Here is a 20,910-nt window from a genome sequence, read left to right on the forward strand (position 1 = left end):
GGTTGAGCGCGTTGTGATTGGCGGGAGGCGGACCCGAAGAGTCGGCTTTTCCCTCGGACTAGGTGCTCCCAGGCTCCGCGTCCCGTGCGCAGGCACGGCCCCGATCCGTTTCCACGGCCCTCGAGGACTTTGCCCCGCGCCTTCCCTCGACAACTTCGAACGGCAACAACCGGCCGGTCGAGGTTTGGGTTCAGCGCATCACGCCCCCTGTCTTCATTTTCGTTGGAGCTTTCCCATGGATCATTGTTCCGCACGTGAGAGCGCTATCGCGGCCGTCACCGGGTGGCAGTCGAACGGTACTCGGATCAACTTCAAAGAGACCCCCGTTCGCCAACTCTTCGGCACGAACGTCTTCTCCGAAGAAGTCATGCGAGCCCGCCTGCCGGAGCACGTCTTCAAAGCGATCAAGAACACGATCAAGAAGGGTGCTCCGCTCGATTCCAGCATCGCTGACGTCGTGGCGACCGTGATGAAGGAGTGGGCCATCGAGAAGGGGGCGACCCACTACACCCACTGGTTCCAGCCGATGACCGGCCTGACGGCCGAGAAGCACGACTCGTTCCTCGCCCCGACCGACAACGGCAGCGCGATCGCCGAGTTCAGCGGCAGCGAGCTGGTTCGCGGTGAGCCCGACGCGTCCAGCTTCCCCTCGGGCGGCATCCGTGCCACGTTCGAGGCCCGCGGCTACACCGCCTGGGACCCGACCAGCCCCGCCTTCATCCTCGAGAACCCCAACGGCACCACCCTCTGCATCCCGACCGCGTTCTGCTCGTGGACCGGCGAGGCACTCGACAAGAAGACCCCGCTGCTCCGCTCGATGGAAGCCCTGTCGAAGCAGGCGCTCCGCATCCTCAAGCTGTTTGGCAGCAAAGCCGCCCGGGTTCACACCACCTGCGGGCCCGAGCAGGAATACTTCCTCATCGATCAGAACTTCTACTACGCCCGGCCCGACCTGATGAACGCCGGCCGCTCCCTCTTCGGTGCCAAGCCCCCCAAGGGGCAGGAGATGGAGGACCACTACTTCGGCGCCATTCCCGAGCGGATTCTGGCCTGCATGCTCGAAGGGGAGCTGGAACTCTACAAGCTGGGCGTGCCGGTCAAGACGCGGCACAACGAAGTTGCCCCGGCGCAGTATGAAATCGCCCCCTTGTTTGAGAACGCCAACGTCGCCACCGACCACAACATGCTGGTCATGGAGACCCTGAAGCGCGTGGCCGGCCGCTACGGTCTGCAAATGCTCCTCCATGAGAAGCCGTTCGCCGGTGTCAACGGCTCGGGCAAGCACCTGAACTGGTCGATGGCCGACGACGAGGGGAATAACCTGCTCAAGCCGGGCGAGACCCCGCACGAGAACGCCCAGTTCCTCCTCTTCCTGGCCGCCGTCATCCGCGCTGTCGCCCGCCACGGCGATCTCCTCCGCGTGTCGATTGCCACCGCGTCCAACGACCACCGCCTGGGGGCCAACGAAGCCCCGCCCGCGATCATCTCGATCTTCCTCGGCGACATGCTGCAGGACATCGTCGAGCAGATCGAAAAGGGGGGAGCCAAGAGCACCAAGTCGGGCGGAACGATGACCGTCGGTGTGACCACCATGCCGACCCTTCCCCGCGATGCCGGCGACCGCAACCGGACCAGCCCGTTCGCCTTCACCGGCAACAAGTTCGAGTTCCGCGCCGTGGGCTCGAGCCAGTCGATCGGTGGGCCGAACGTGGTGCTCAACACGATTGCCGCCGAAAGCATCGACGAGATTGCCACTCACCTGGAAAAGGCCGTCGCGGCCGGCAAGGACCTCAACACCGAGATCCAGATCCTCTTGCCCCAGTTGATCGCCGAGAGCAAGCACGTCATCTTCAACGGCGACGGCTACACCGAAGCCTGGCACAAAGAGGCTGAGAAGCGCGGCTTGCCCAACCGCAAGACCACGGTCGACAGCCTTCCCGACCTGATCACCCCCAAGTCGGTGGCCCTGTTCGGCAAGTACGGCGTCTTCTCGGAGCGTGAAATCCACTCTCGCTACGAGATCTTGCTCGAGAACTACAAGAAGACGATCAACATCGAGTCGCAGCTCACGATTCAGATGGCCAACCGGCAGATCCTTCCCGCCGCCCTGCGGTTTCAGAGCGAGCTCGCCCAGTCGATCGGCAACCTGAAAGCCGCGGGCGCCTCGGCCCCCAAGGCCCAGGTCGAACTGCTCAACGACCTCTCGGCGACGATCGATGAGCTGTTGACGAAGACCCACGACCTGTCCAAAGTGGTCGAAGCCCACGTGAGCGGTGATAGCCTCGCCCACGCCAAGTATTCCCTCGACGTGATCATCCCCGGGATGGCCGCCGTCCGCGCCGCCGCCGATAAGCTCGAAGGTATCGTCCCCGACGACCTCTGGCCGCTGCCGACCTACCAGGAAATGCTGTTCATTAAGTGATTGATGATATGTGTTGATGCGAGTTGGCGATCAATCCCGAGCGTCTCCGGAACTCGGGGTTGATCGTTAGCTCTGCCCGGATCTGCTCCCTGCCTCACGACCTGCGGTATGCGGGTCGCATTTTCTGAACACCCGCTCCAAGGCCCCATGAACCACGGGCCGATAGTTCTCATGTCATCAGTTGGTATGGAACTGGAATCGAGCCTTGGACGCAGTTCGTCGGTCGAACCTCGGTCCTGCTTGCAGTAGCCATCGATTGTAGTGGCCGTGCTGTCGGGCCAGAAGCTCGGTGCAAAGTCCCGATTTATGACCGTGCGCTACGTCAGTTTCAATGCTTGAGAACCGGCTGCGGTCCCCGTGACAAATAGTCGGTAGGTATCGTCCACACTTCAGGGATTTCGCTCTCGCTGGGACCAAACCACACCGCCGTGTGATCCTCAAGATCACCGCCCAGATCCTCGCCGGTGAGAACTACCACGCCAACTTGATTGTTGATTGTAACAATCGTCCCCTTCTCGAACATGCTGGTCCCCCGTGTTAATCTGCGAGGAATCGGTTCATCCGGCGGAAGCGTGCCAGTTTAGCAATCAATTGATCTGCCGTAATTGTTTGGCTCGTCTCGTGGATCGACAGCAACTACCACCGGAACAGACAAGAGCGTTCTATTATCGATTCCTACCAATGTGCTCGCCGTAGCATGAGGTCCGGAGCATGAGTGGCAAATTCGGGGACTCTTCGTGACTGGATTCGTCGTCCTGGGTCTCTCCGTCTGACTTCGCTATATCGATGAAGGGTTAATATGATTAGATATAGATTCAGAAAACTGGATGGCCCACTCTGAACTGCTACGATCATCAGTATAGAGTCGTGCTGGTATGATCTCTCCAAATCCGTCTGATAGCCAAAAAGAGACCAACCATCACAGCCACCATGGGCATCATTACGTTCATGACCAGGAACACCACGACGGCCCAGGCTGAGCCATCGGTTATCATGGTGTGATACGAGGCCAAATCGATGGCCGCGAAAAGCACGACGACCATCAGTGTTTTTACTCGCAACCGTTTCACGGCTTGATGCTCCCTCTGAGGATTGCTCACGACTTCGTAGACCACTGTATCCTAAAATGGTCGGTCGGATCAGTGTCCCTCCAAGTCTCTGGGAAATTTATTTTTGGAATCTGGGCCAAAAAGCAGTTGAGCCGCTCGATCGAATCTCGATATTCAGGCGAGCAGTAACCGTGATTTGAAACTTGGAATAGACCTATTTCCGCCGACCCCGGCACAATTCCGTGCTCTCTCTCCGTGATCGCGTCGTGCCCAAGCCCTATCGCACCAACCACACGACGAGAAAGTCGAAGGAGAGTTCCAGGGCTATCATGCTCGATTCTTTCGTTGGCTGCCTGGAGAGAAGCAATGGCTCTGGTCAAGAGAGGTAAGTACTGGCACGGAGATGCCCAAGCGGACATCCAGGGTGAGTTGATCCGCTACAGCAAGAAAAATTACCTTGCCCAGCACTTTGCTGAGGCGGTCTGCACGTGCGGATCGCATACCTTCCGCCTGTGCGTTGATGATACCCAGGGGGTGGCTGTTCGGGTCTGCACGATCTGCGGTGCCGAACATCCGATCGGCGACAGCGATGAGTACCTGGCCGATGCTGAACTCGAAGAGTGCGAATGCCCGTGCGGGCGTGGAACCTTCGAGATTACCGTCGGGGTGGCGTTGTACGACGGCAGTGATGATGTCCGATGGCTCTATATCGGCTGCCGATGTCTGGAGTGCGGCCTTACCGCCTGCTACGGCGACTGGAAGAACGAGTTCGAGGATTACCGGGAGCTGCTCAGACGATAAAGTAAAACGTTTTTCGGCGAGGAGCTTATGGCGAGACGGAATGCAAGATGAAGGGCACTGTCATTTCAATAGACAGTGCTCCTTGAAGCCGCCTACAACGCCACAAAAGGACGGTTGTAGATCAATCGGTAACAGTTCGGAACTCTGTTGCCCGGGCTTTCTCGTTCGCCTTTGCCTGGGCTTTCTCGTTCGCCTTTTCAAGATCCTGCAAATAGTGCTTCCTGACATTCTTCTGCCATTCATGTCTAGCCTTGTGCTCCAATTGTCTCTGTTTATTATTGATAATTCTTTGTTCAAGAACATCCAATCTGTCCCGTAACCCCTTGATTTCCTTTTCAAGTTGGGCGTCCTCGGTCTTCAGCTTTGAAGCACTGCCTCGGGGTCAATGATAGGCTCATCGGCGTTCACGACAGCCATTCCACCCAGCAGGAAAACCGACAAGACGACGAGTTTTCTCATGGCCTACTCCCTTTGAATTCCTCGAAAACCAGGGAACCAACTCGGACCCTATGTGGATTTCGAGAAACCGTCAAGCCAAAACCGGCCCCGATATCAGATACCTCAGATACCGATCGATGCCATGGCCAGCGTCATCGACCAGTGATCGGCATAAGGGGGGGGCGAGGGAGGTATCACTTCCGTGGGTGGAGCGTTCGTTCCGTTTCGGCCAGAATGCCAGTAGGCATTCCACTGTTCCTCCCCGCTGGCAAACAGGGCGTGCAAGTGACTCGTGAAGCCAATTGTATGGACATGAGTCGTGAAGTGACCCATGACCTCGCCGTGCGGCCTTGCGCACCGATTCGCGTCCGCCGGCGGGAAGCGAACGTAATACCTGAAGCACGACCTGTCCCCCCTCGTGCTTCAGGCGGTGAGACAGTCCGCGAACATTGCTTCGCTCCGACCCCAGCGAACCCGGTCGGTGTCGGAGCGATCAAACAGGCCGCCAACCGGCTCAGTAGGCGTCGGAACTGAGGACCTCAGAGCCTCTGGTGGTTGAGAGGGCGCGCCAGACGGGGATGCTGACCGAATTCTTGACGAAGCGGACCGAGCCGTCGCCCATCGTGGCATTCACTCCACCCGAATGCCGGCTTCGAACGCCATTGAGCCGGGACAGGGTGGCGGTCGGTTCCACACAGGGCGGATTCGACTGGTAGGGGTACACGCAATAGGCCGAGCTCTCGGTCACGTCGGGCTGGGAGGAGTTGGGGGCCAACCAACTCGTGAAGCTCGCGGCGCTCCCCCACCACGAAAAGCCCCGGAGATCGTAGGACGCGTTATACTGGCCCCCCTTTCCGGTTCCGACCACGATTTCCGACACGAGCAAGGTATTACTCAGCCCATCGGAAATCCCCGAAAATCCAATCACCTTTTGCCCCCCCATGCCCGCGGCGCCCGCGTTCATATCGGTGAACGGGGCTCCACCGAACGCAAATGTGATCCCTCCAAAGGAAAAATTGGCTGCCTGCGAAGTCTGCAGGTTCCCGTAGTTAACGACGTAATTCTGTGACGTTACGTTGTACTTGATTCCGTTTACCGTCGGGCCGATGCCCGACAAACTGGTGCCGGTGCCATCACTTGGGCACATGTAGGCATTGACCCGCGACGCCGACACCGTGCCGTTGGCCACTCCGCCGTAGCGCAAGGGCGCGTCGTACTGGCTCCCCATCTGGTAGTAGACCAGGTCGCCTCCGAAATTCCAGGCGTTGAAGAGCGCTTGCTGTTCCACCTGGGGCAGAATAAACACGAGCCAGGTCCCCCAACAACACGACTTCTGGCCGGGGGGCAGGCAACTGTTACTGCTTTCGTAGTTGTGCATCGCCAACCCGATCTGCTTCAGGTTGTTGACGCACTGCGAGCGGCGGGCCGCCTCGCGGGCCGACTGCACGGCCGGGAGTAGCAGGGCGATCAGCACGGCGATAATCGCGATCACAACAAGCAGTTCAATGAGAGTGAAACCGACACGCTGTTTCCTCATAATCGATCCTCCCTAAGTCTAAGAAGTCCGAAAACAAGCAACATATCCAGCAATCCTAGCGATGAGGCCGAGACCGGATCGGACCGCACCGCCACGAACGTGGCGTGGTGTCATTTCTCCACGAGGGAATTCGTCAGACTGAACTCATGTGATGTTGACGTCCTTGTCGCTGGCCTTCACCTCGGCTGTCAGGAGTGATTTCTGATTGGACTGCGGCAGGATCGCCTCCATTGCCAGGACCGGAGGCCGTAATTCCTGGCAGGGCTGGAGAACTGGAAGCTTTTTATAACAACGATCCGCGACCGAGCGAAAGAACCGATGATTCTTGCCGTTTCCGCAACGGGTGGGTTTGCAGGAGTACGGCTGGGCCGGCCGTACTACAGATTCGACCGGGCCGGAAATCCAGCGAGATTCCAGCACAGTCGCGGATCGTTGTTTTATAATCCATTGCCATCGGCCAGAAAAGAGTCAAATTAACTTTTCCTGTTATTTGTTCAACTAACAAATTGGGAGTTAGCAACGGTTTTGACAATGCAGCATGTTGTGATACCATGAATGTCGCGTTCTTGTTTGGGTGTTGTCCGCATTCATCGTTCATCAATCCATCATTGCCAGCTCGCGTATTGTGAATCAACCACGCTTTGGTGTTCCAGGATATGCAGGTTGCTTGAAGAGACACTATCGCCACGTTACCGGGTTTTCCGCCCGGGTCCGTCAATCCGGTGCCGTTGCCAGGGTGCCAAACGAGCCAGCCCATTCGATGGTCCGAAGATAGGGCGCTGACGCTCCCCGCTCGCCTTTGGAAGGCGAGCGAAATCCATGTAACCACGATCGATGTCATCCTTTGGTTGTTGGTCTTCGCTCGCCTTCCAAAGGCGAGCAGAGAGCGTCAGTTCCCTGCCTTTGGGCTGACCAAGAGCCCTCGGCAACGTGGCCACAGTCTCCTTAAATATGGACACCTTCCGTATTACCGCCGTCTGCAACTGTAACTTTTTTTCAGTGCCTCTGAACGCGATCGCGATCAGCACGAATCCATGCGAAAGCAATTGGAATTTTCACAAGCAGAAACCAAGCGGTACCGGCGGACGACTCTGGTTGGATTTGTTAAAATTGCCGCCAGCCGTCTGCTGACATCGTCCAGGAGCGACCCAACATGCAACGTCTGTTCGCTGGGACCCCTTTCGATCGGCCTCCGTCCTGCGAACGCTGCGGACGGCTGGAATCGGAGTGTGAGTGCCCCCCGCCGACCATCGAGCCGGTCCGCATTGCTCCGGAGCAGCAGACCGCTCGGGTCCGCCTGGAGAAACGCGTGAAGGGGAAGGTCGTCACGGTCGTGGCCAACCTCTCCGCCGAAGGGAATGACCTTGCCGAACTCGCCGCGAAATTGAAAGCGAAGTGTGGTTCGGGAGGGACGGTCAAGGAGGGCCTGGTCGAGATTCAAGGGGACCACGTCACAACCGTCGAGAATGCTCTGAAAGCCATCGGCTACAAGACGAGACGCGGATGATGCGCCTGGCTCGATGGACGGCTCTCATCTTGGGATTAGCGGTGCTCGGCTGGCAAGGGTGGAACGCTCGCAATGGCAGGTTCGTCCACGCCTTCCTCGTCTCCGACATCGTCGTCGCCCTGCTCCTGGTCGTCGCCTCCAGGTGGTCGAGCAATCGAACCGCGGCCGTACTCATGATGGCCGGCTTCTCGGCGATGGCGGCCATCTTTCTTTCCGCCACGACGGGTCGTTTGCTCCTGGGTAATGCCTTCGACCCCGGAACGGTCCTGACGACCTTCGGGCTGATCCCTTGTCTGATCGGAGCCATCGTCCTGGGGCGTGGCCTGTCAGGTCAGGGGCCAACCTGACCAGAGCCGCCGGAGGGAACGACCAACCCGGACGCGTGCGGCCGAGCCGCGATTCTTGGGACCGTGGGAGACGCGCCCGCACCAATTTCATTCTTTTGGATTCAAGAGTGCGCCGTTCGTTTATTTCGAGTCAAGCGGGATCACGCCGTCCCAGGGGTCGGGGGGGCCTTGTGAAGTTCGGTCCATGAACTGCTTGAGGACGTCGCCGGCCGCGTCGTTGGGGAGGCGTTCGAGGAGTCGGCGGGCGTCGTTCCAGCGGCCGGCGAGGAAGGCGTCGAGGGCCGCCTCGTAGTCGCGGCAGTGCCGATCGGTGAGGGTTCCCGACTCCACGGCGGGGGGAAGGAGCTCACTCACGACGACCGGCAAGGTCAGGCCGTGGGGAAGGACCTTCGCCATGCGTCGACAGCGGACCCAGTTCGAATGACGTGGGTTGGCCAGTCGCTCGGCGATCCGTTCGTCGACCAGGATCGAAGCGTGGAACCGCTTGGTCATGGACTCGAGTCGCGAGGCAAGATTGACGACGGGGCCGAAGACCCCCACCTTGAACTGGTCATAGGTGCCGAGCCGCCCCGCGATCGCCGGGCCATTGGCAATGCCGACGCCGCAGGCGAAGCCGGCCAAGGGGTGGTCACGCTGCTGGGCCAGGTGGTCGAAGCGGCGGCGGATCGCCAGGGCCGCGCGGGCGGCGCGTTCGATCTGGTCGTCGGCGTCGAGGGGCCAGCCCCAGAAGCCCATCGCGGCATCCCCTTGAAAGTCACCGATCACGCCGTCCTGGTCGCAGATGGCGCTGGTGATGATGCCGAGGGCCTGGTTAACGCGTTCCCAGAGGCGGGGTAATTCGTGGCGACTCTCCTCGGCGAGCCTCGAGGAAGAGCGGAGGTCGCAGAAGAGCACGGTGACCTCCGCTTCCCTGGGCTTGAGCACCTCGTCCATGTCGTGCCCGCTGAGTGCGGCCAGGACCTGGCGGGAGAGGAAGCGGGCGAGCCGCGACTGGCGATGCTGGAGGTCGCGAACGTGGCGAAAGGCTCCGAAGACGTCGGCCACGAGCTCGGCAAATTTCAGGTCGCTCTTGAGCATGACATCGCGCTGGCTGGCCTCGCCGTCGCGCGGCCCGGCGGGGAGTCGCCCCGAGATATAGAGTGCCCAGCCTGGTTCGGGGTCGTCGGGCAAGGGGACGCAGAGTGACCAGTCGAACCCCGGGTTGATGGTGAACTCGGGCCGTAAGTCGCCGCTCTGCCACAGGTGCATCACGCTCTGACGTCGCCGGAGGACGGCGTCGCCGACCAGGCGACGGCTGGGGCGGAACTCCCGATCGGCGTCCAGGAGCGAGCGGCGGCTGAAGTGCCGGACCTCGACCACGGGCTCGCCGGACGCGTTGTGCAGGCTCCAGCGGACGACGGCGGCGATCTCGGCGCGGGGGATTCCCTTGAGGAGAACCTCAATGACCCGCGCCTCGAGGTCGGCGTCGCTCGGCGAGTCGCGGATGATCGCCGGCAGCGCGGCGAGAACGTCGAGTCGCTCGTGGGCGTCGGTGTAGCGATGCTGCTCGAGTTCTCCGCGGCTACAGGTCAGTTCGGAAAAGGGGGGGGGCAGGTCCGGAGCCGCGGCGGTCTCGGTCTCCTGGACGAGGAACAAGGTCTCGCCGATGACGAAAGTGTCGCCGATCCCCACATTGAATTCATCGCGTGCCTCTCCCTGGACGAAGATGGCGTTTTTCGCTTGCGGCCATTTGCGGACGGTCAGACGGCCTTCGCTCCAGCCGAGGGTGGCATGGACCTTGGAGATCAAGGAGTCCCAAGGGACGCTCCAATCGCTCCGGGTCACGCTCCGGCCGAGAATCACCAGTCCGTCCGGCAACGGCCGTCGCCACTGGTTCTTCGGGTCATTGCCACGAGCGACGAGTTCAGGCATCGGCCATCCGTTGTACGTGGCGTAAGGTCCAGAATTGCCATCCCCAGAGGGCCGAGATGAGCACGCCTGCCGCGATGAACGCAACTCGGCTGAGACGCATCAGCCGGTAGGTTACCGAGGCGATCTGGTCGAGCACCCGTTCGCGGTCGTGCTGCACGATCACCCCCCAGCCGATCCTGGGTAACGAAGCATACCCCGCCAGGTAGACTTTTTGGTCGACCGGGTCGCGATACGAGAGGGTGTGGCCCGACTCCTGGTTCTCGATCACGTTCCGATAGATCGGGCAGGGCCAGACGGGCGGATTTTCGTCGGGACGGGGGCTAATCCGGTCCTGGCGGTTGTGGAGCAGGCCGTGGTATCGGCTGTCGAACAGGACGGCGAAGCCATCGTTGAGCCGCACGCTCTTGAGCCAGGTTTCCACTTTCTCGAGCTCGATCGTCAACGCCAGCACGCCCAGGATCGTGGGCTCGCTCGCAGATGCGGACGGGTCGAACACAGGGGCCGACAGGACGACCCCTTTCTTACGTTCCTTGGTCTTACCTACGAACGGCTGGGAAATATGGGGCCGATCGATGGGCGGGTGCCGTCGATTCTTACCGTCATGATGGTCCCCTTGGCCGTTGAACCAGTCGCGCCAGGACCAGTTCTTGTCGCAGACCAGGGGTTCCCACGGGTAGTTGGCTTGCGTCGTTCCTACCGCGTCGGTAATCGTCCAACGCATGATTTTGATTCTTCCGATCTCGGCGTCCTTACCGTAATCGGCCATCAAGGCGCGCATGGTCTTCTGGTCTCCCCCCTTCACGACCGCGGCGAGCCTGGGATCGGCGGCACGAGCCTTGAGTAACTCGAGCCGATTGACGATCTCCTCCTCGACGACGTGTGCGGCCAGGCGGGCGCTCACCGAATCGCTCCGGCCAAGCTGCTCGACCATCGCGTTCTGTGAGGCGAGGATCGCGCGGTTGGCACCGCTCAACGTGAATGCCGCCATCGTCAGCATCAGGACCACGGGGGCGATCAGGCCGAATCCCAGCATCGCTCGTTGGCGAAGGGTCCGGCGGCGGCGTTCGAGGGCTTCCAGCACGGCGCCCGCGTCCCGGAGGCGGCGGGAGGGGTCGGTCTCCAGGCAACGGTCGATGATGGCGACCAGAAGCCGGTCGATTCCTTTGACCCGGCGATGCTCGCGAGGAACGGGGGCCTGTTGCACCCAGTCGCGATAACGCCGGAGCCGATGCGAGAGATCCGCGGTCCCTCGGATCTCTGCACGAAGCTTTGGATCCTCACGAGGGGGGTGGCCCGTCAGCATGGCAAAGAGGATGGCGCCGAGCGCGTAGACGTCCCATCGCGTGTCGGCGATCTGCTCGTTGAGGTCGGCCTGCTCGGGCGCCATGTAGAAGAAGGTGCCCAGGGCAGGTGAGGCGTCGCTCGAGAGGTGCGCCTGCCCGAAGTCGGCGATTTTCGCCCGCCCGCGGATATCAAGCAGGATGTTGCTCGGTTTCAAGTCGCAGTGGCGGATTCCTTTGGCATGAACGTAGGCCAGGGCTTCGGCGATCTGTCGGAAAATCTCGAGCGCCTCGCGAACGGGCAGGGGACCCTGTTCGAGGCGCTGGGCGAGGGAACCGTTCTGAACGAACGCCATGACGTAGTAAGGCGGAGCGGCGTTCGGCTCGACATCGATCAGTTGCACGATCCCGGGGTCGGAGTGGAGTTCAGCCAGTTGCTGGACCTCGGCCTGGAGCAGTCCCCAATGGCCCCCCGAGCCGTGGATGAAGAACTTGATCGCGACCTGAATTCCGGTCCGCCTGTCCCGGGCCAGCCAGACCTCGCCGAATGTCCCGGAACCCAGGAACCTGTTGATTTCATAGTGGGGAATTTGAGGGACCCTACGGCTTCGCTGACTCGCTTCACGAGCCTTCGAGGCCGAGATCGCTTCGGTCTCATCCGCCGTCGCCGAGAGGGGAGCTCCGTCGCCTTCCTCGGCCTGCCGTGTGCCGATTTGAGCGAGAGTCGGATCGCTGTCGTCGACTGGATTCGAGCCGTCGCAAGACGGTTCGGTATCCTCGTCCTCAGGCGGGAGCCTTGATTCGTCCTCCGGGTTGGTCGGGATCTTCATACCGAACGAGCCTCACATCGCCGACCCATACTTTTTTTGAGCCGGAGCCACCGACTTGCAAGATGCGCGGCGTCTTCTGGATCCGCTCCTGTCAAGCGATCCCGTGCGTCGAGCCGAGCCGATCCCAGCCTCATTATTCCCTGGGAAGCGGCCGGCTCGCAACGTTCTCTCCCTTTTTTTGGCATTCTCTCGCCGTGGTCAATTCAGGCTTCTGAATGCTTCAACGCGTTGCCATGAGGCCCGATCAGGGACGCCGATTCTCGGGATCGTCCTTGCCCCAAGGTGGATTGAGAATCATAATCGAACCGATCGTAAATCAAGAGAAGCACGTGGTTTGAATGCCTCGTCTAACCTCCTCCCCATGTCGTCTCCGGCCTTTGAGAAGCGAATTTTGTTCCTTCAGGAAGAGAGCCGATGAAGACGATCCTGACGAGTCTCGTCGTGGGGTGATCTGCCTGGCGGCAGGTCTGTTTCTAGGCCCACGATGGATGAATGGTGGCGGGGTACTTACGGCGGCCCGGTCGGGCGATGATTCCGAGAGTCGTGGCCAGGCAGGCGAGATCGCTGGCAGCCCTCGGGACACCCCTACTCGGGCACCGCTCCATTCCGTTCATGCCCTCGGGCGGGTCGAACCGTCGGGGGGACTCTACCCGGTGGGTTCGCCGGCGGGAGTACGGATTGATCGGATCTTGGTTGAGCTCGGGCAGGACGTTCAGGAGGGGCAGAAACTCGGCTACGTGGATGGCCATGCCGAACGCACCGCGCAGGTCGCTTTGATTGCAACCCAGCTTGCCGAGGCCCGCGAGCAATGGAAGTCGGAGCAAGAATACGTCGCGATTCTCGACCAGGAAGCCGCGTTTGAGCGGGAAAGCATGGCGATGCTCGAAGGGCCGGAGCGAAAACGCAGGAGGCGAACATCGAGGTGCTCGCCGAGAAGGCGAAGAGCTCGCGAACCGATTATGAGCATCTCGTGGAGCTGAACAAAGAGAAGCGGGCGACGATCTCCGCTCAGGAAATCGAACGTCAGCACCTGCTGGTGAGCCAGGATGAGGCCACACTGCGGAACGCTCGGGCCGAGCTCGAGAAGTTCGTGCTGAATCGCAAGTTACAGCTCACGAAGTTGGAGATTCAGCTTCGCAAGGCGAAGCTCACCGCGCTGAGGGGGAGCCAGGCGATTCCGGTGAAATCTCTCGAGAAGCAACTCGAACTGGCCCAGGAACAGGTCAAGCAAACGGTGATCCGGGCCCCTCGGGCGGGCCGGATCCTGTCGATTCTTGCCAAGCCGGGCGAGGCCGCCGGTCCCAAGCCTGTCTTCGAGCTCGGTGATACGCGGCGGATGAATGTGGTCGCCGAGGTCGATGAGGATCAGATTCCGTACATCCGAAAGAATCAGAAAGCCACGATCCGAGCTCATTCCGGGAGTCGTCCCTACACCGGGGTCGTCGAGTCCTGGGCCTTGATGGTCGCCAGGAATGACATCCTCGGACTCGACCCGACCGCCGCGGCCTATGCACGCGTCGTCGAGGTCAAGATCAAGGTCGACGAGCCGTGCGACGAGCTGCGCGATCGCACGCACCTTCAAGTAAACGTTGACATTGCCCTGGACCATTCGGCGGAACCCGGTCCCGTCGCGGGACCCTCGAAGTGAGCGGTGTCCCGGCTCGCAAGGTCGGCTCGGCGCGGGTCGTCAAGATCCCGTTGGTCTGGTACAGCCTGACCCACGACACCCGCCAAACGGCCCTGGGGGTGCTTGGCGTGGCATTCTCGGCGATTCTGATGTTTATGCAGCTTGGGTTTCTCGGAGCGGTTCGCAACACGGCGACCACAATTCTCGATAAGCTCGACTTCGACATCATGCTCGCTTCGCCGACGTATCTTTACTTCTATGACACCGGCTCCTTTCCAAGAATCCGGCTCGAGCAGGCCCGGTCGGTCTCCGGGGTGAAGGGGGCCGTTCCGCTTCAGGTCGGTTTCAACACGTGGTCGAGGCCGGGCGGAGGTGAGTCGGCAAGCCTTGGCTCGGGAAGCGGGACCGAAGACTTGCCCGTCTCACTCCGCGCGATCTTCGTGCTCGGATATAACCTGGCCGATCAGCCGTTCCGCCGTGACGCGGTCCCCGGCCTGAAAATGCGAGTCCTTTCCGGCGCTGATGGAGCGGGCTGCCGATCGGTCGGCGGTCCTGAGGATCTGAACGTCCTCAAGCGGCCCGACACCATTCTGTTCGACCGCGACTCGCATCCCGATTTCGGAGCGATCGAACTCCTCGACCCTTGCCACGAGTCCGCCGGGCAAAGACCTCCGTCAAGCGGGCTCGCGAGTCGACCGGCCCGGGCGATCGTCGGTCAGCGCGAGGTTGAGGTGGTTGGCAGTTTCGACCTGGCGATCGGGTTCGGGGCTGATGGAGCGCTCCTGGTAGGGGATGAGAATTTTAGCCGACTCTTCGGCGGACGCTCCATGAACGAAGTGAGCATCGGTCTGATCCGGACCACCTCAGACCCGGAACACGTGGCGACCGCCCTGGAACGCATTCTGCCCTCCGAGGATGTTCGCGTCTTCACCAGGGCCGAGATCCTCGAGCAGGAGACGAGATACTGGATTCGCGAGAAGCCGATCGGAATTATTTTCGGACTTGGGATCGTGGTTGCGTGCGCGGTGGGGGTGGTCTTTGTTTATCAGATCCTCTCGAGCGACATCACGAAACGCTTCAGCGAATTCGCAACCCTCAAGGCGATGGGATATCCCGACCGGGTCGTTTCCGGCCTGGTGATCAAGCAGGCCCTGGTCCTCTGTCATGCCGGTTTCTTCCCCGGCCTGATCGTCGCGGCGATCCTTGACAAGCTGGTGAGCCTCGCGACCCGGATGCCGATCGAGCTGACATTGTCCGATGCCATCGGGGTCTACATCGCGTCGACGTTGATCTGCATGATTTCGGCCCTTTTATCGGTCGGCAAGGTCAGGAGGGCGGATCCCGCCGAACTTTTCGCATGACGATGACGCGGATGGCAACCCTGGCCTGGCTGAACCTGGTCCACGACAAGCGCCGACTGGTGGTGTCGATGGCCGGGGTCTCGTTCGCCGTGGTGCTCATGACGATGGAGCTCGGCTTTCGGTTTGCTCTCCTCGACAGCATGGTTGAGATCGTCCGCCTGCTCGACACCGACCTTGTGATCGTTAGCAAGAGCAAGAGCACGCTGGTTTCGAGCGCCCCGTTCAACCGGAGAATTCTTCAGGAGGCCTTGAGCTTTCGCGAAGTCGAAGAGGCGTGTCCTCTCTATATTGAAACCCGCTTCTCGGCGCTGAGGAACCCAGTCTCGGGCCGACCCACCGGTGATCGCTCGCGAGACCGATTGACCCGGAAGGCGACGGCCCGCAAGATCCGGGTTCTGGCTTATAACCCGCGCGATCATGTGTTCTTTCTTCCCGAGGTGGCCGCCAAGTCGGCGGAGCTCGATGAGGAGGAGACTGCGCTCTACGATGAGAAGTCGAACCAGGCGATCGGGCGGTTCACGGCCGGCCACGAGGCCAGCCTGGCCCAGCGGCCGCTCCGGATCGTCGGCACGTTCCGCCTGGGAACCGACCTGGTCAACGACGGCAACCTGATCATGAGCGATCAGAACTTTTTGAGATACTTTCCTGACCGGCGGTTCCGAGAGCCGGAGCTCCGGTCGGTCGAGCTAGGGCTGGTCCGGCTTGCGCCGGGCGCGGATGCCGTGCAGGTGCGACGGTGGCTCGAGGAGGAACTGGGACCGCGTGGGGTCAGCATTTTTACCAAGGATCAGTTCCTGGCTCGTGAGCGGGAATTCTGGGACGTGCGGACACCGATCGGGACGATCTTCTCGGTGGGAGCGCTGCTGGGCCTGGTCGTGGGGGCGGTCATCTGCTACCAGATTCTCTCCAGCGACATCGCCGACCATCTTGCCGAGTACGCAACTCTGAAGGCGATGGGCTACGCCAATCGCTTCCTGGTGGAGGTGGTCATGGCCGAGGCCTTGATCTTGTCGGTTGTCGGGTTCGTCCCGGGGCTTCTGATCAGTAGTGGGCTCTACCGCGGGCTCGCCTGGTACACGGGCCTGCTCATGAACCTCACGCCCGGCCGCGCTCTGATGGTGCTCGGACTGACCGTCGTGATGTGTCTCGGCTCGGGGCTCTTCGCGATGCGCAAACTGCTTTCGGCCGATCCGGCGGGGCTCTTCTGATGACGACCGACTACTCGGTTCAGGTCCGCGACGTCGATCATTTCTTCCCCAGGGCAGGGGATGAACCGATCAAAATCCTCCACGGCAATAACCTCGCCTTAAAGCGAGGTGAGATCGTGATCATGGTGGGCCGGGCGGGAGCGGGCAAGACGACGTTGTTAACCCTGATCGGGGCCCTGAGACGCGTTCAGCATGGCACGCTCGAGGTGCTGGGACGTGAGCTGGGGGGGATGAATAACCGGCAACTCGTCGATGTTCGCCGGCGGATCGGGTTCATCTTCCAGAGACACAACCTTTTCGAATCCTTGACCGCTTGGCGGAACGTCGCGCTCGGCCAGGACGCGGCGACGGGCCCAGCGGTTCGCGCACAACTTGACGAGCTCAATCAGTGGGATGGGACGATCCGCGCCCTTTTCGAAAAGAGGCTGGCCGATCTCGAGCAGGGCCACGGGCCCGAGGCCGAGCGGCTCCGAGGGAAAAAGCTCGATGCAAAGCGGGCCGGCCTGAGGGCGTTCGTCGCCGACCGAGCCCGGATTCAAAGCCGGCTCGAAGTGGAGCCGTGCAAGAACGACCTGCCCCGGAGTCTGCTCGCTCTCCTCGGCCTCCACGAACGTTGCGACAACAAGCCCAATGCGTTGTCAGGAGGCCAGCGTCAGCGAGTTGCGATCGCACGCGCCCTGGTCAACCGGCCCGAGCTGATCCTGGCCGACGAGCCGACCGCATCGCTCGACGAGGAGAACGGGCGGGTCGTGGCGACGATCCTCAAGGAACACGCCAAGTCGAACGGCTGCACGATCATGCTGGTGACCCATGACCCGCAAATTCTCGACATCGCCGATCGGATCGTCACAATGGAGGCGGGCCGCATTATTTCTGATATCGACATCAAGCAGGCGGTCGAGATCTGCGAGTTCCTCAAACAATGCCGCGTTTTCGCGAATCTCACGCCTGAAGAGTTACGCGAGGTCGCCGACAAGATGACGCGAGAATCGTACTCGGCCGGAACGCGGGTGATCGGGCAGGGGGATCGCGGGGACAAGTTCTTTCTGATCAAAGAGGGAGAGGTCGAGGTCTTCGTCGACGGCGAATCGCCCTCGCACCGCGTCCGTATTCTTGGCAAAGGGGAGTTCTTCGGCGAGATGGCCCTGCTGCTCGATCAGCCCCGTTCGGCGACCGTCAAGGCAGTCGGCCCGCTCGAACTTTATGCACTCGGTAAAGACGATTTCAACGCCGCAACCGAGGCGAGCCCTCCCTTCAAGGAGCAGGTCAGGCGGGTCTACCAGTCCGCTTCGGCCCGCGTTTGACCGCCTCACCGAACTGCTTACGCGCGGAACTCGGCCTGCGTATCACGGGAAGATGTGTCGAGTCGATCTTCGCAGTGGGTAACTCCAGCGGTTTACCACCGGGTCGCTCGCGGATCATAGCGACCGAAACCGTTTTTGTAGGTGAGGTCTGTGACCCCGGTCCTGGCATTCGCCCCGGGGTCACAGACCCCGGCTACAACGATGGAAGCGACACGAATGTGAACAGGTCTGGGTAAATTTTTCTTTTTGCTAGGTCGCCGCGGACGTTGAGGAAGCGCCTGGCGACCGCCAGGCTGGCAGTCAACTGTTGGAGATCGAGCGGCTTGGTGAGGAAATCGTCAGCCCCGGCATTCAGCGCCTTCGTTCGGTTCTGGCCATCGCTCGGGCCATTGACGAGGATGACGTAGGTATATGGCAACCCTGTCCGGTTCCGGATCCGGCGGCAAAGGGCGAGCCCGTTGAGTCGCGGCAACACCCAGTCGGCGATCACCACCCGGGGCCGGCCTTGCACGATGGCACGCCACGCTTCTTCACCGTCGGCAGCCAGGAGGACTTCGTGGCCCATCGACTTTAAAGTGCGATTCAAGATGTGGCCATGCGGTTGATTGTTCTCGGCGACCAAAATCGTCAAGCCCGAGGGGGCCGCGAAGGGATTCTCGACTTTGGGTTCAGCCGGGAAGTGGCCAGGCTTGTGAACGGTCGGGCGAGCCGGGAGATTGCCGACGACTGACTCGGTGGCAGCCATACGCGGGAAGTCTTCCGCCGCGTCCATTCGGTCAGTGGCCCGACATTCGAAAAAGGCTTGAACAACACGAGGATCGAGATGGCTACCTGAGAGTGCGTTGATGTACGCGAGCACTCGTTCCTCTGGCCACCCCGCGCGGTAAGGACGGTCAGAACGGAGCGCATCCCAGATATCGACCACCGTGAAGATTCGGGCGGCCAGCGGAATTTCATCCCCTTTGAGGCCGCGCGGATAACCGGTTCCATCGAGCTTTTCGTGGTGGCAGTATGGGATCTCCAGCGCGGGGCGGAGGAACGCGATCGGCGCCAGCCATTCGTAAGCGTAGGTCGGGTGGCGTCGCATCAGCGCCCACTCTTCGTCGGTCAACGCTCCCGGCTTCAAGAGAACCTCGTCGGGGATGCCTAACTTGCCGACGTCGTGGAGGAGTGCCCCCCGCCGTACGTTGATCAGATCGGCCCCGCCCATCCCCATGGCACGAGCGAGCCGGACGGACATCTCGGTCACCCGCCGGGTGTGCCCCTCCGTCTCCTTGTCTCGGAGGTCGAGGGCGCGGGACCAGCCTTCGATGGTCGCGTCATAAGCCACCGTAAGTTCGGCGTTCGTGCGCTGGAGGTCCTCGAACAGGGTGGCGTTCTCGATGGCGATGGCGGCCTGCCCTGCAAAGGCCCCAAAGAAATCGAGCCACTCCTCATTCAATTCCAGAGGTGCGCGGTGGAAGACTTCCAGTACGCCCTTGACCTTCCCCTGGAAGATCAGCGGCACAGCCGAATAGGCGACGAAACCTTCTTCAAGCATGGCCTCAGCCCGGACAAACTGCGGGGACCCTTGGCTCAGGTTCGCGAAGTGGAGCGCCCGGGCTTCCAAGGCCACCAGGCCCGGAATGCTTCGGTCCAGCTCCAGAGGCACCTTGAACATGGAATCGGTCTGAAACCCTTTGCTCTTCGCGTAACGCAATTCTCGGGCGTCCGAGTCGATCAAGAGGACGTCTGCGGCATCGACCCCAAGTTGGGACGTGACCTGATCGAGCAGGATGTCGAAGGTGATTCCCAGGTCGAGTCTGGCGGTAATGGCCTTGTCGATCTCGCGGTGCGATTTCAGCCTGTACAGGCGGTTTTTCAGTTGTGAGTTCAGCAGGCGGATCTCCTGCTCCGTCCGGTTTCGCTCGGTGACGTCGCGGGCGATAATGGAAGTGAACTCGACATCCCCGTGCGGATCTTTATGGGCGAGGCTGACCATCGAGACGGGGAATTCGCTCCCGTCCCGCCGGAGCAGCGCGACTTCACCGGACCAGACCCCATCGCGGATTGAGGCGGGCATCGACTCATTCCGGATGAGTTCCATCACCCAGTCGGGATGAAAGTCCGCGATGGTGGCGTGCGGGAGGTCCTCGGCCTTCAATCCGACCATCCGCAAACCGGCCTCGTTCACGTACAGGGGCCGTCCCTTCATGTCCGCGATGCCCACGAAGTCGGTCGTCGCATCCAGGATCGCGACCATGCGGGCCTGCGCTTTCTCTGCCCGCTTCCGCTCCGCGACTTCACGCACCAGTTCCTGGTTCGCCCGGCTCAGTTCGGCGGTTCGTTCCGCAACCCGAACCTCCAACTCATCACGTACCAGGAGCAGAGCCTTTTCCGCCCGCTTCCGTTCCGTAATGTCCCGGGCGATTGTGGAGAAGCTTTCGACTACTCCATGCGGATTTTTATGGGCGAGGATGACCAGCGAGATCGGGATCTCGCTACCGTCGCGCCGTTGGAAGACGGCCTCACCCGACCAAACGCCTTCTCGATTCGCGATGGCGAGTCCCTCGTTCTCGACAGTGTTCTTGGCCTCGTTGGTCAGGTAATCGGGGATGTTGGTCTGCAAGACCTCCTCCTGCCTTATGCCAACCATGCGCTGACCTGCCCCGTTCACGTAGAGGACCCGCCCATTCCGGTCGGCGACACCCACGAAATCGGTGGTCGCCTCCAGAATCGTTACCAGGCGGGCTTGCCATTCATCGGCCTCCCTCCGTTCAGCGATGTCACGCACCAATGACAACGCGATGGGCAGGCTCGCGATCACCCCGCCGAGGACAATCAGGGCCCAGATATGAAGCGAAGTTTGGGCAGCCGCCTGTCCGGCCGATGCCCGAGGTGAACCGAGCAGCGCGGTCGCGACCACGACGAGCCACTGGATTATGAGCAGCGCCGCGAACAGTCGGTCGGTGCGACGCGCGACCCTGCGCCGTTGGCTCTGAAACGGATTCTCGGACGAGTGTGCCGTCCTCGGTTGACTCTCGAAGGCTGTTTCGGGCAAGAAAGATATGCTCCGCTGGCCGTCATGGGATCGTCTTCGTTTCGTCATGAAACCATTTCCGATCCCGGCCGATTTTGCCATTGGAAAAGCGGTCAGCCGAAGACGCCTGTCCGAACCCCATTGGCTTTTCCTAGCCGACAAGGCCGATCGCGGCGTCGCTCCAGGCTAACTCCGATACCGTTGCGGAAAGCGAGCTTCTCCGGCCGATCACACAGGATCGGTCGGGCTGCCTCACCACGATTTCGACT

General features: G+C 61.1%; 15 protein-coding genes. 9 read left to right on the top strand and 6 right to left on the bottom strand.

All coding sequences use genetic code 11. The features are described 5' to 3' along the window. Positions 1-235: 235 nt before the first annotated feature. Positions 236-2,422: a glutamine synthetase III family protein gene (locus tag V5E97_RS12160; protein WP_406699587.1), complete on the top strand. Its 2,187-nt coding sequence runs from the start codon at positions 236-238 to the stop codon at positions 2,420-2,422. Positions 2,423-2,750: 328 nt separating this feature from the next. Here V5E97_RS12160 and V5E97_RS12165 read toward each other — a convergent pair whose 3' ends face one another. After that, positions 2,751-2,945: a hypothetical protein gene (locus V5E97_RS12165; protein ID WP_406699588.1), complete on the bottom strand. Its 195-nt coding sequence runs from the start codon at positions 2,943-2,945 to the stop codon at positions 2,751-2,753. Between the two features lie 331 nt (positions 2,946-3,276). Next, entirely contained in the window at positions 3,277-3,492 is a 216-nt protein-coding gene (locus tag V5E97_RS12170) for a hypothetical protein (protein ID WP_406699589.1), read from the bottom strand. Between the two features lie 345 nt (positions 3,493-3,837). On the opposite strand from V5E97_RS12170, the gene V5E97_RS12175 reads away from it, so the two are divergent. Further along, on the top strand, positions 3,838-4,272 hold the full coding sequence (locus V5E97_RS12175; RefSeq protein ID WP_406699590.1) for a hypothetical protein: 435 nt from the start codon (positions 3,838-3,840) through the stop codon (positions 4,270-4,272). A gap of 952 nt (positions 4,273-5,224) precedes the next feature. Here the strand turns inward: V5E97_RS12175 and V5E97_RS12180 are convergent. Then, positions 5,225-6,247: a DUF1559 family PulG-like putative transporter gene (locus V5E97_RS12180; protein WP_406699591.1), complete on the bottom strand. Its 1,023-nt coding sequence runs from the start codon at positions 6,245-6,247 to the stop codon at positions 5,225-5,227. A gap of 1,153 nt (positions 6,248-7,400) precedes the next feature. Between V5E97_RS12180 and V5E97_RS12185 the strand changes: the two genes are divergently transcribed. Beyond that, on the top strand, positions 7,401-7,754 hold the full coding sequence (locus tag V5E97_RS12185) for a translation initiation factor (RefSeq protein ID WP_406699592.1): 354 nt from the start codon (positions 7,401-7,403) through the stop codon (positions 7,752-7,754). Continuing rightward, complete coding sequence (locus V5E97_RS12190; protein ID WP_406699593.1) at positions 7,751-8,101, top strand: hypothetical protein; 351 nt, start codon at positions 7,751-7,753, stop codon at positions 8,099-8,101. Before V5E97_RS12185 ends, V5E97_RS12190 begins: the two co-directional genes overlap by 4 nt. A 120-nt stretch (positions 8,102-8,221) precedes the next feature. Here the strand turns inward: V5E97_RS12190 and V5E97_RS12195 are convergent, their stop codons facing one another. Next, positions 8,222-10,012 carry an adenylate/guanylate cyclase domain-containing protein gene (locus V5E97_RS12195; RefSeq protein ID WP_406699594.1) on the bottom strand — a complete coding sequence of 597 codons (1,791 nt, stop codon included), beginning with the start codon at positions 10,010-10,012 and terminating at the stop codon, positions 8,222-8,224. Continuing rightward, positions 10,005-12,122, bottom strand: a complete 2,118-nt coding sequence (locus V5E97_RS12200; protein WP_406699595.1) for a serine/threonine protein kinase — start codon at positions 12,120-12,122, stop codon at positions 10,005-10,007. Before V5E97_RS12200 ends, V5E97_RS12195 begins: the two co-directional genes overlap by 8 nt. Before the next feature lie 446 nt (positions 12,123-12,568). On the opposite strand from V5E97_RS12200, the gene V5E97_RS12205 reads away from it, so the two are divergent. The 5 genes from V5E97_RS12205 to V5E97_RS12225 are packed head-to-tail and all read left to right on the top strand — an operon-like array spanning position 12,569 to position 17,622. Continuing rightward, positions 12,569-13,102, top strand: coding sequence for a hypothetical protein (locus V5E97_RS12205; RefSeq protein ID WP_406699596.1), 534 nt, complete (start codon positions 12,569-12,571; stop codon positions 13,100-13,102). Further along, positions 13,045-13,770 carry an HlyD family efflux transporter periplasmic adaptor subunit gene (locus tag V5E97_RS12210; protein ID WP_406699597.1) on the top strand — a complete coding sequence of 242 codons (726 nt, stop codon included), beginning with the start codon at positions 13,045-13,047 and terminating at the stop codon, positions 13,768-13,770. Before V5E97_RS12205 ends, V5E97_RS12210 begins: the two co-directional genes overlap by 58 nt. Then, a complete protein-coding gene (locus V5E97_RS12215; protein ID WP_406699598.1) occupies positions 13,767-15,110 on the top strand; it encodes an FtsX-like permease family protein in 1,344 nt (447 codons plus the stop codon). The genes V5E97_RS12210 and V5E97_RS12215 overlap by 4 nt, the downstream gene beginning before the upstream one ends. Beyond that, on the top strand, positions 15,107-16,318 hold the full coding sequence (gene devC, locus V5E97_RS12220) for an ABC transporter permease DevC (RefSeq protein ID WP_406699599.1): 1,212 nt from the start codon (positions 15,107-15,109) through the stop codon (positions 16,316-16,318). Before V5E97_RS12215 ends, devC begins: the two co-directional genes overlap by 4 nt. After that, positions 16,318-17,622, top strand: a complete 1,305-nt coding sequence (locus tag V5E97_RS12225; RefSeq protein ID WP_406699600.1) for an ABC transporter ATP-binding protein — start codon at positions 16,318-16,320, stop codon at positions 17,620-17,622. Before devC ends, V5E97_RS12225 begins: the two co-directional genes overlap by 1 nt. Positions 17,623-17,815: 193 nt before the next feature. On the opposite strand, the gene V5E97_RS12230 is transcribed toward V5E97_RS12225, so the two are convergent. Next, positions 17,816-20,662 carry a PAS domain S-box protein gene (locus V5E97_RS12230; RefSeq protein ID WP_406699601.1) on the bottom strand — a complete coding sequence of 949 codons (2,847 nt, stop codon included), beginning with the start codon at positions 20,660-20,662 and terminating at the stop codon, positions 17,816-17,818. Positions 20,663-20,910: the final 248 nt, after the last annotated feature.

The organism is Singulisphaera photorubra, from assembly GCF_045290345.1.
Lineage (GTDB): Bacteria > Planctomycetota > Planctomycetia > Isosphaerales > Isosphaeraceae > Singulisphaera.

Excerpts from the sequence above, each read along its gene's own strand:
- V5E97_RS12195 (WP_406699594.1), bottom strand. The coding sequence starts at position 10,012 with ATGCCTGAACTCGTCGCTCGTGGCAATGACCCGAAGAACCAGTGGCGA.
- V5E97_RS12160 (WP_406699587.1), top strand. The coding sequence starts at position 236 with ATGGATCATTGTTCCGCACGTGAGAGCGCTATCGCGGCCGTCACCGGG.
- V5E97_RS12175 (WP_406699590.1), top strand. The coding sequence starts at position 3,838 with ATGGCTCTGGTCAAGAGAGGTAAGTACTGGCACGGAGATGCCCAAGCG.
- V5E97_RS12190 (WP_406699593.1), top strand. The coding sequence starts at position 7,751 with ATGATGCGCCTGGCTCGATGGACGGCTCTCATCTTGGGATTAGCGGTG.
- V5E97_RS12165 (WP_406699588.1), bottom strand. The coding sequence starts at position 2,945 with ATGTTCGAGAAGGGGACGATTGTTACAATCAACAATCAAGTTGGCGTG.
- V5E97_RS12225 (WP_406699600.1), top strand. The coding sequence starts at position 16,318 with ATGACGACCGACTACTCGGTTCAGGTCCGCGACGTCGATCATTTCTTC.
- devC (WP_406699599.1), top strand. The coding sequence starts at position 15,107 with ATGACGATGACGCGGATGGCAACCCTGGCCTGGCTGAACCTGGTCCAC.
- V5E97_RS12185 (WP_406699592.1), top strand. The coding sequence starts at position 7,401 with ATGCAACGTCTGTTCGCTGGGACCCCTTTCGATCGGCCTCCGTCCTGC.
- V5E97_RS12200 (WP_406699595.1), bottom strand. The coding sequence starts at position 12,122 with ATGAAGATCCCGACCAACCCGGAGGACGAATCAAGGCTCCCGCCTGAG.
- V5E97_RS12180 (WP_406699591.1), bottom strand. The coding sequence starts at position 6,247 with ATGAGGAAACAGCGTGTCGGTTTCACTCTCATTGAACTGCTTGTTGTG.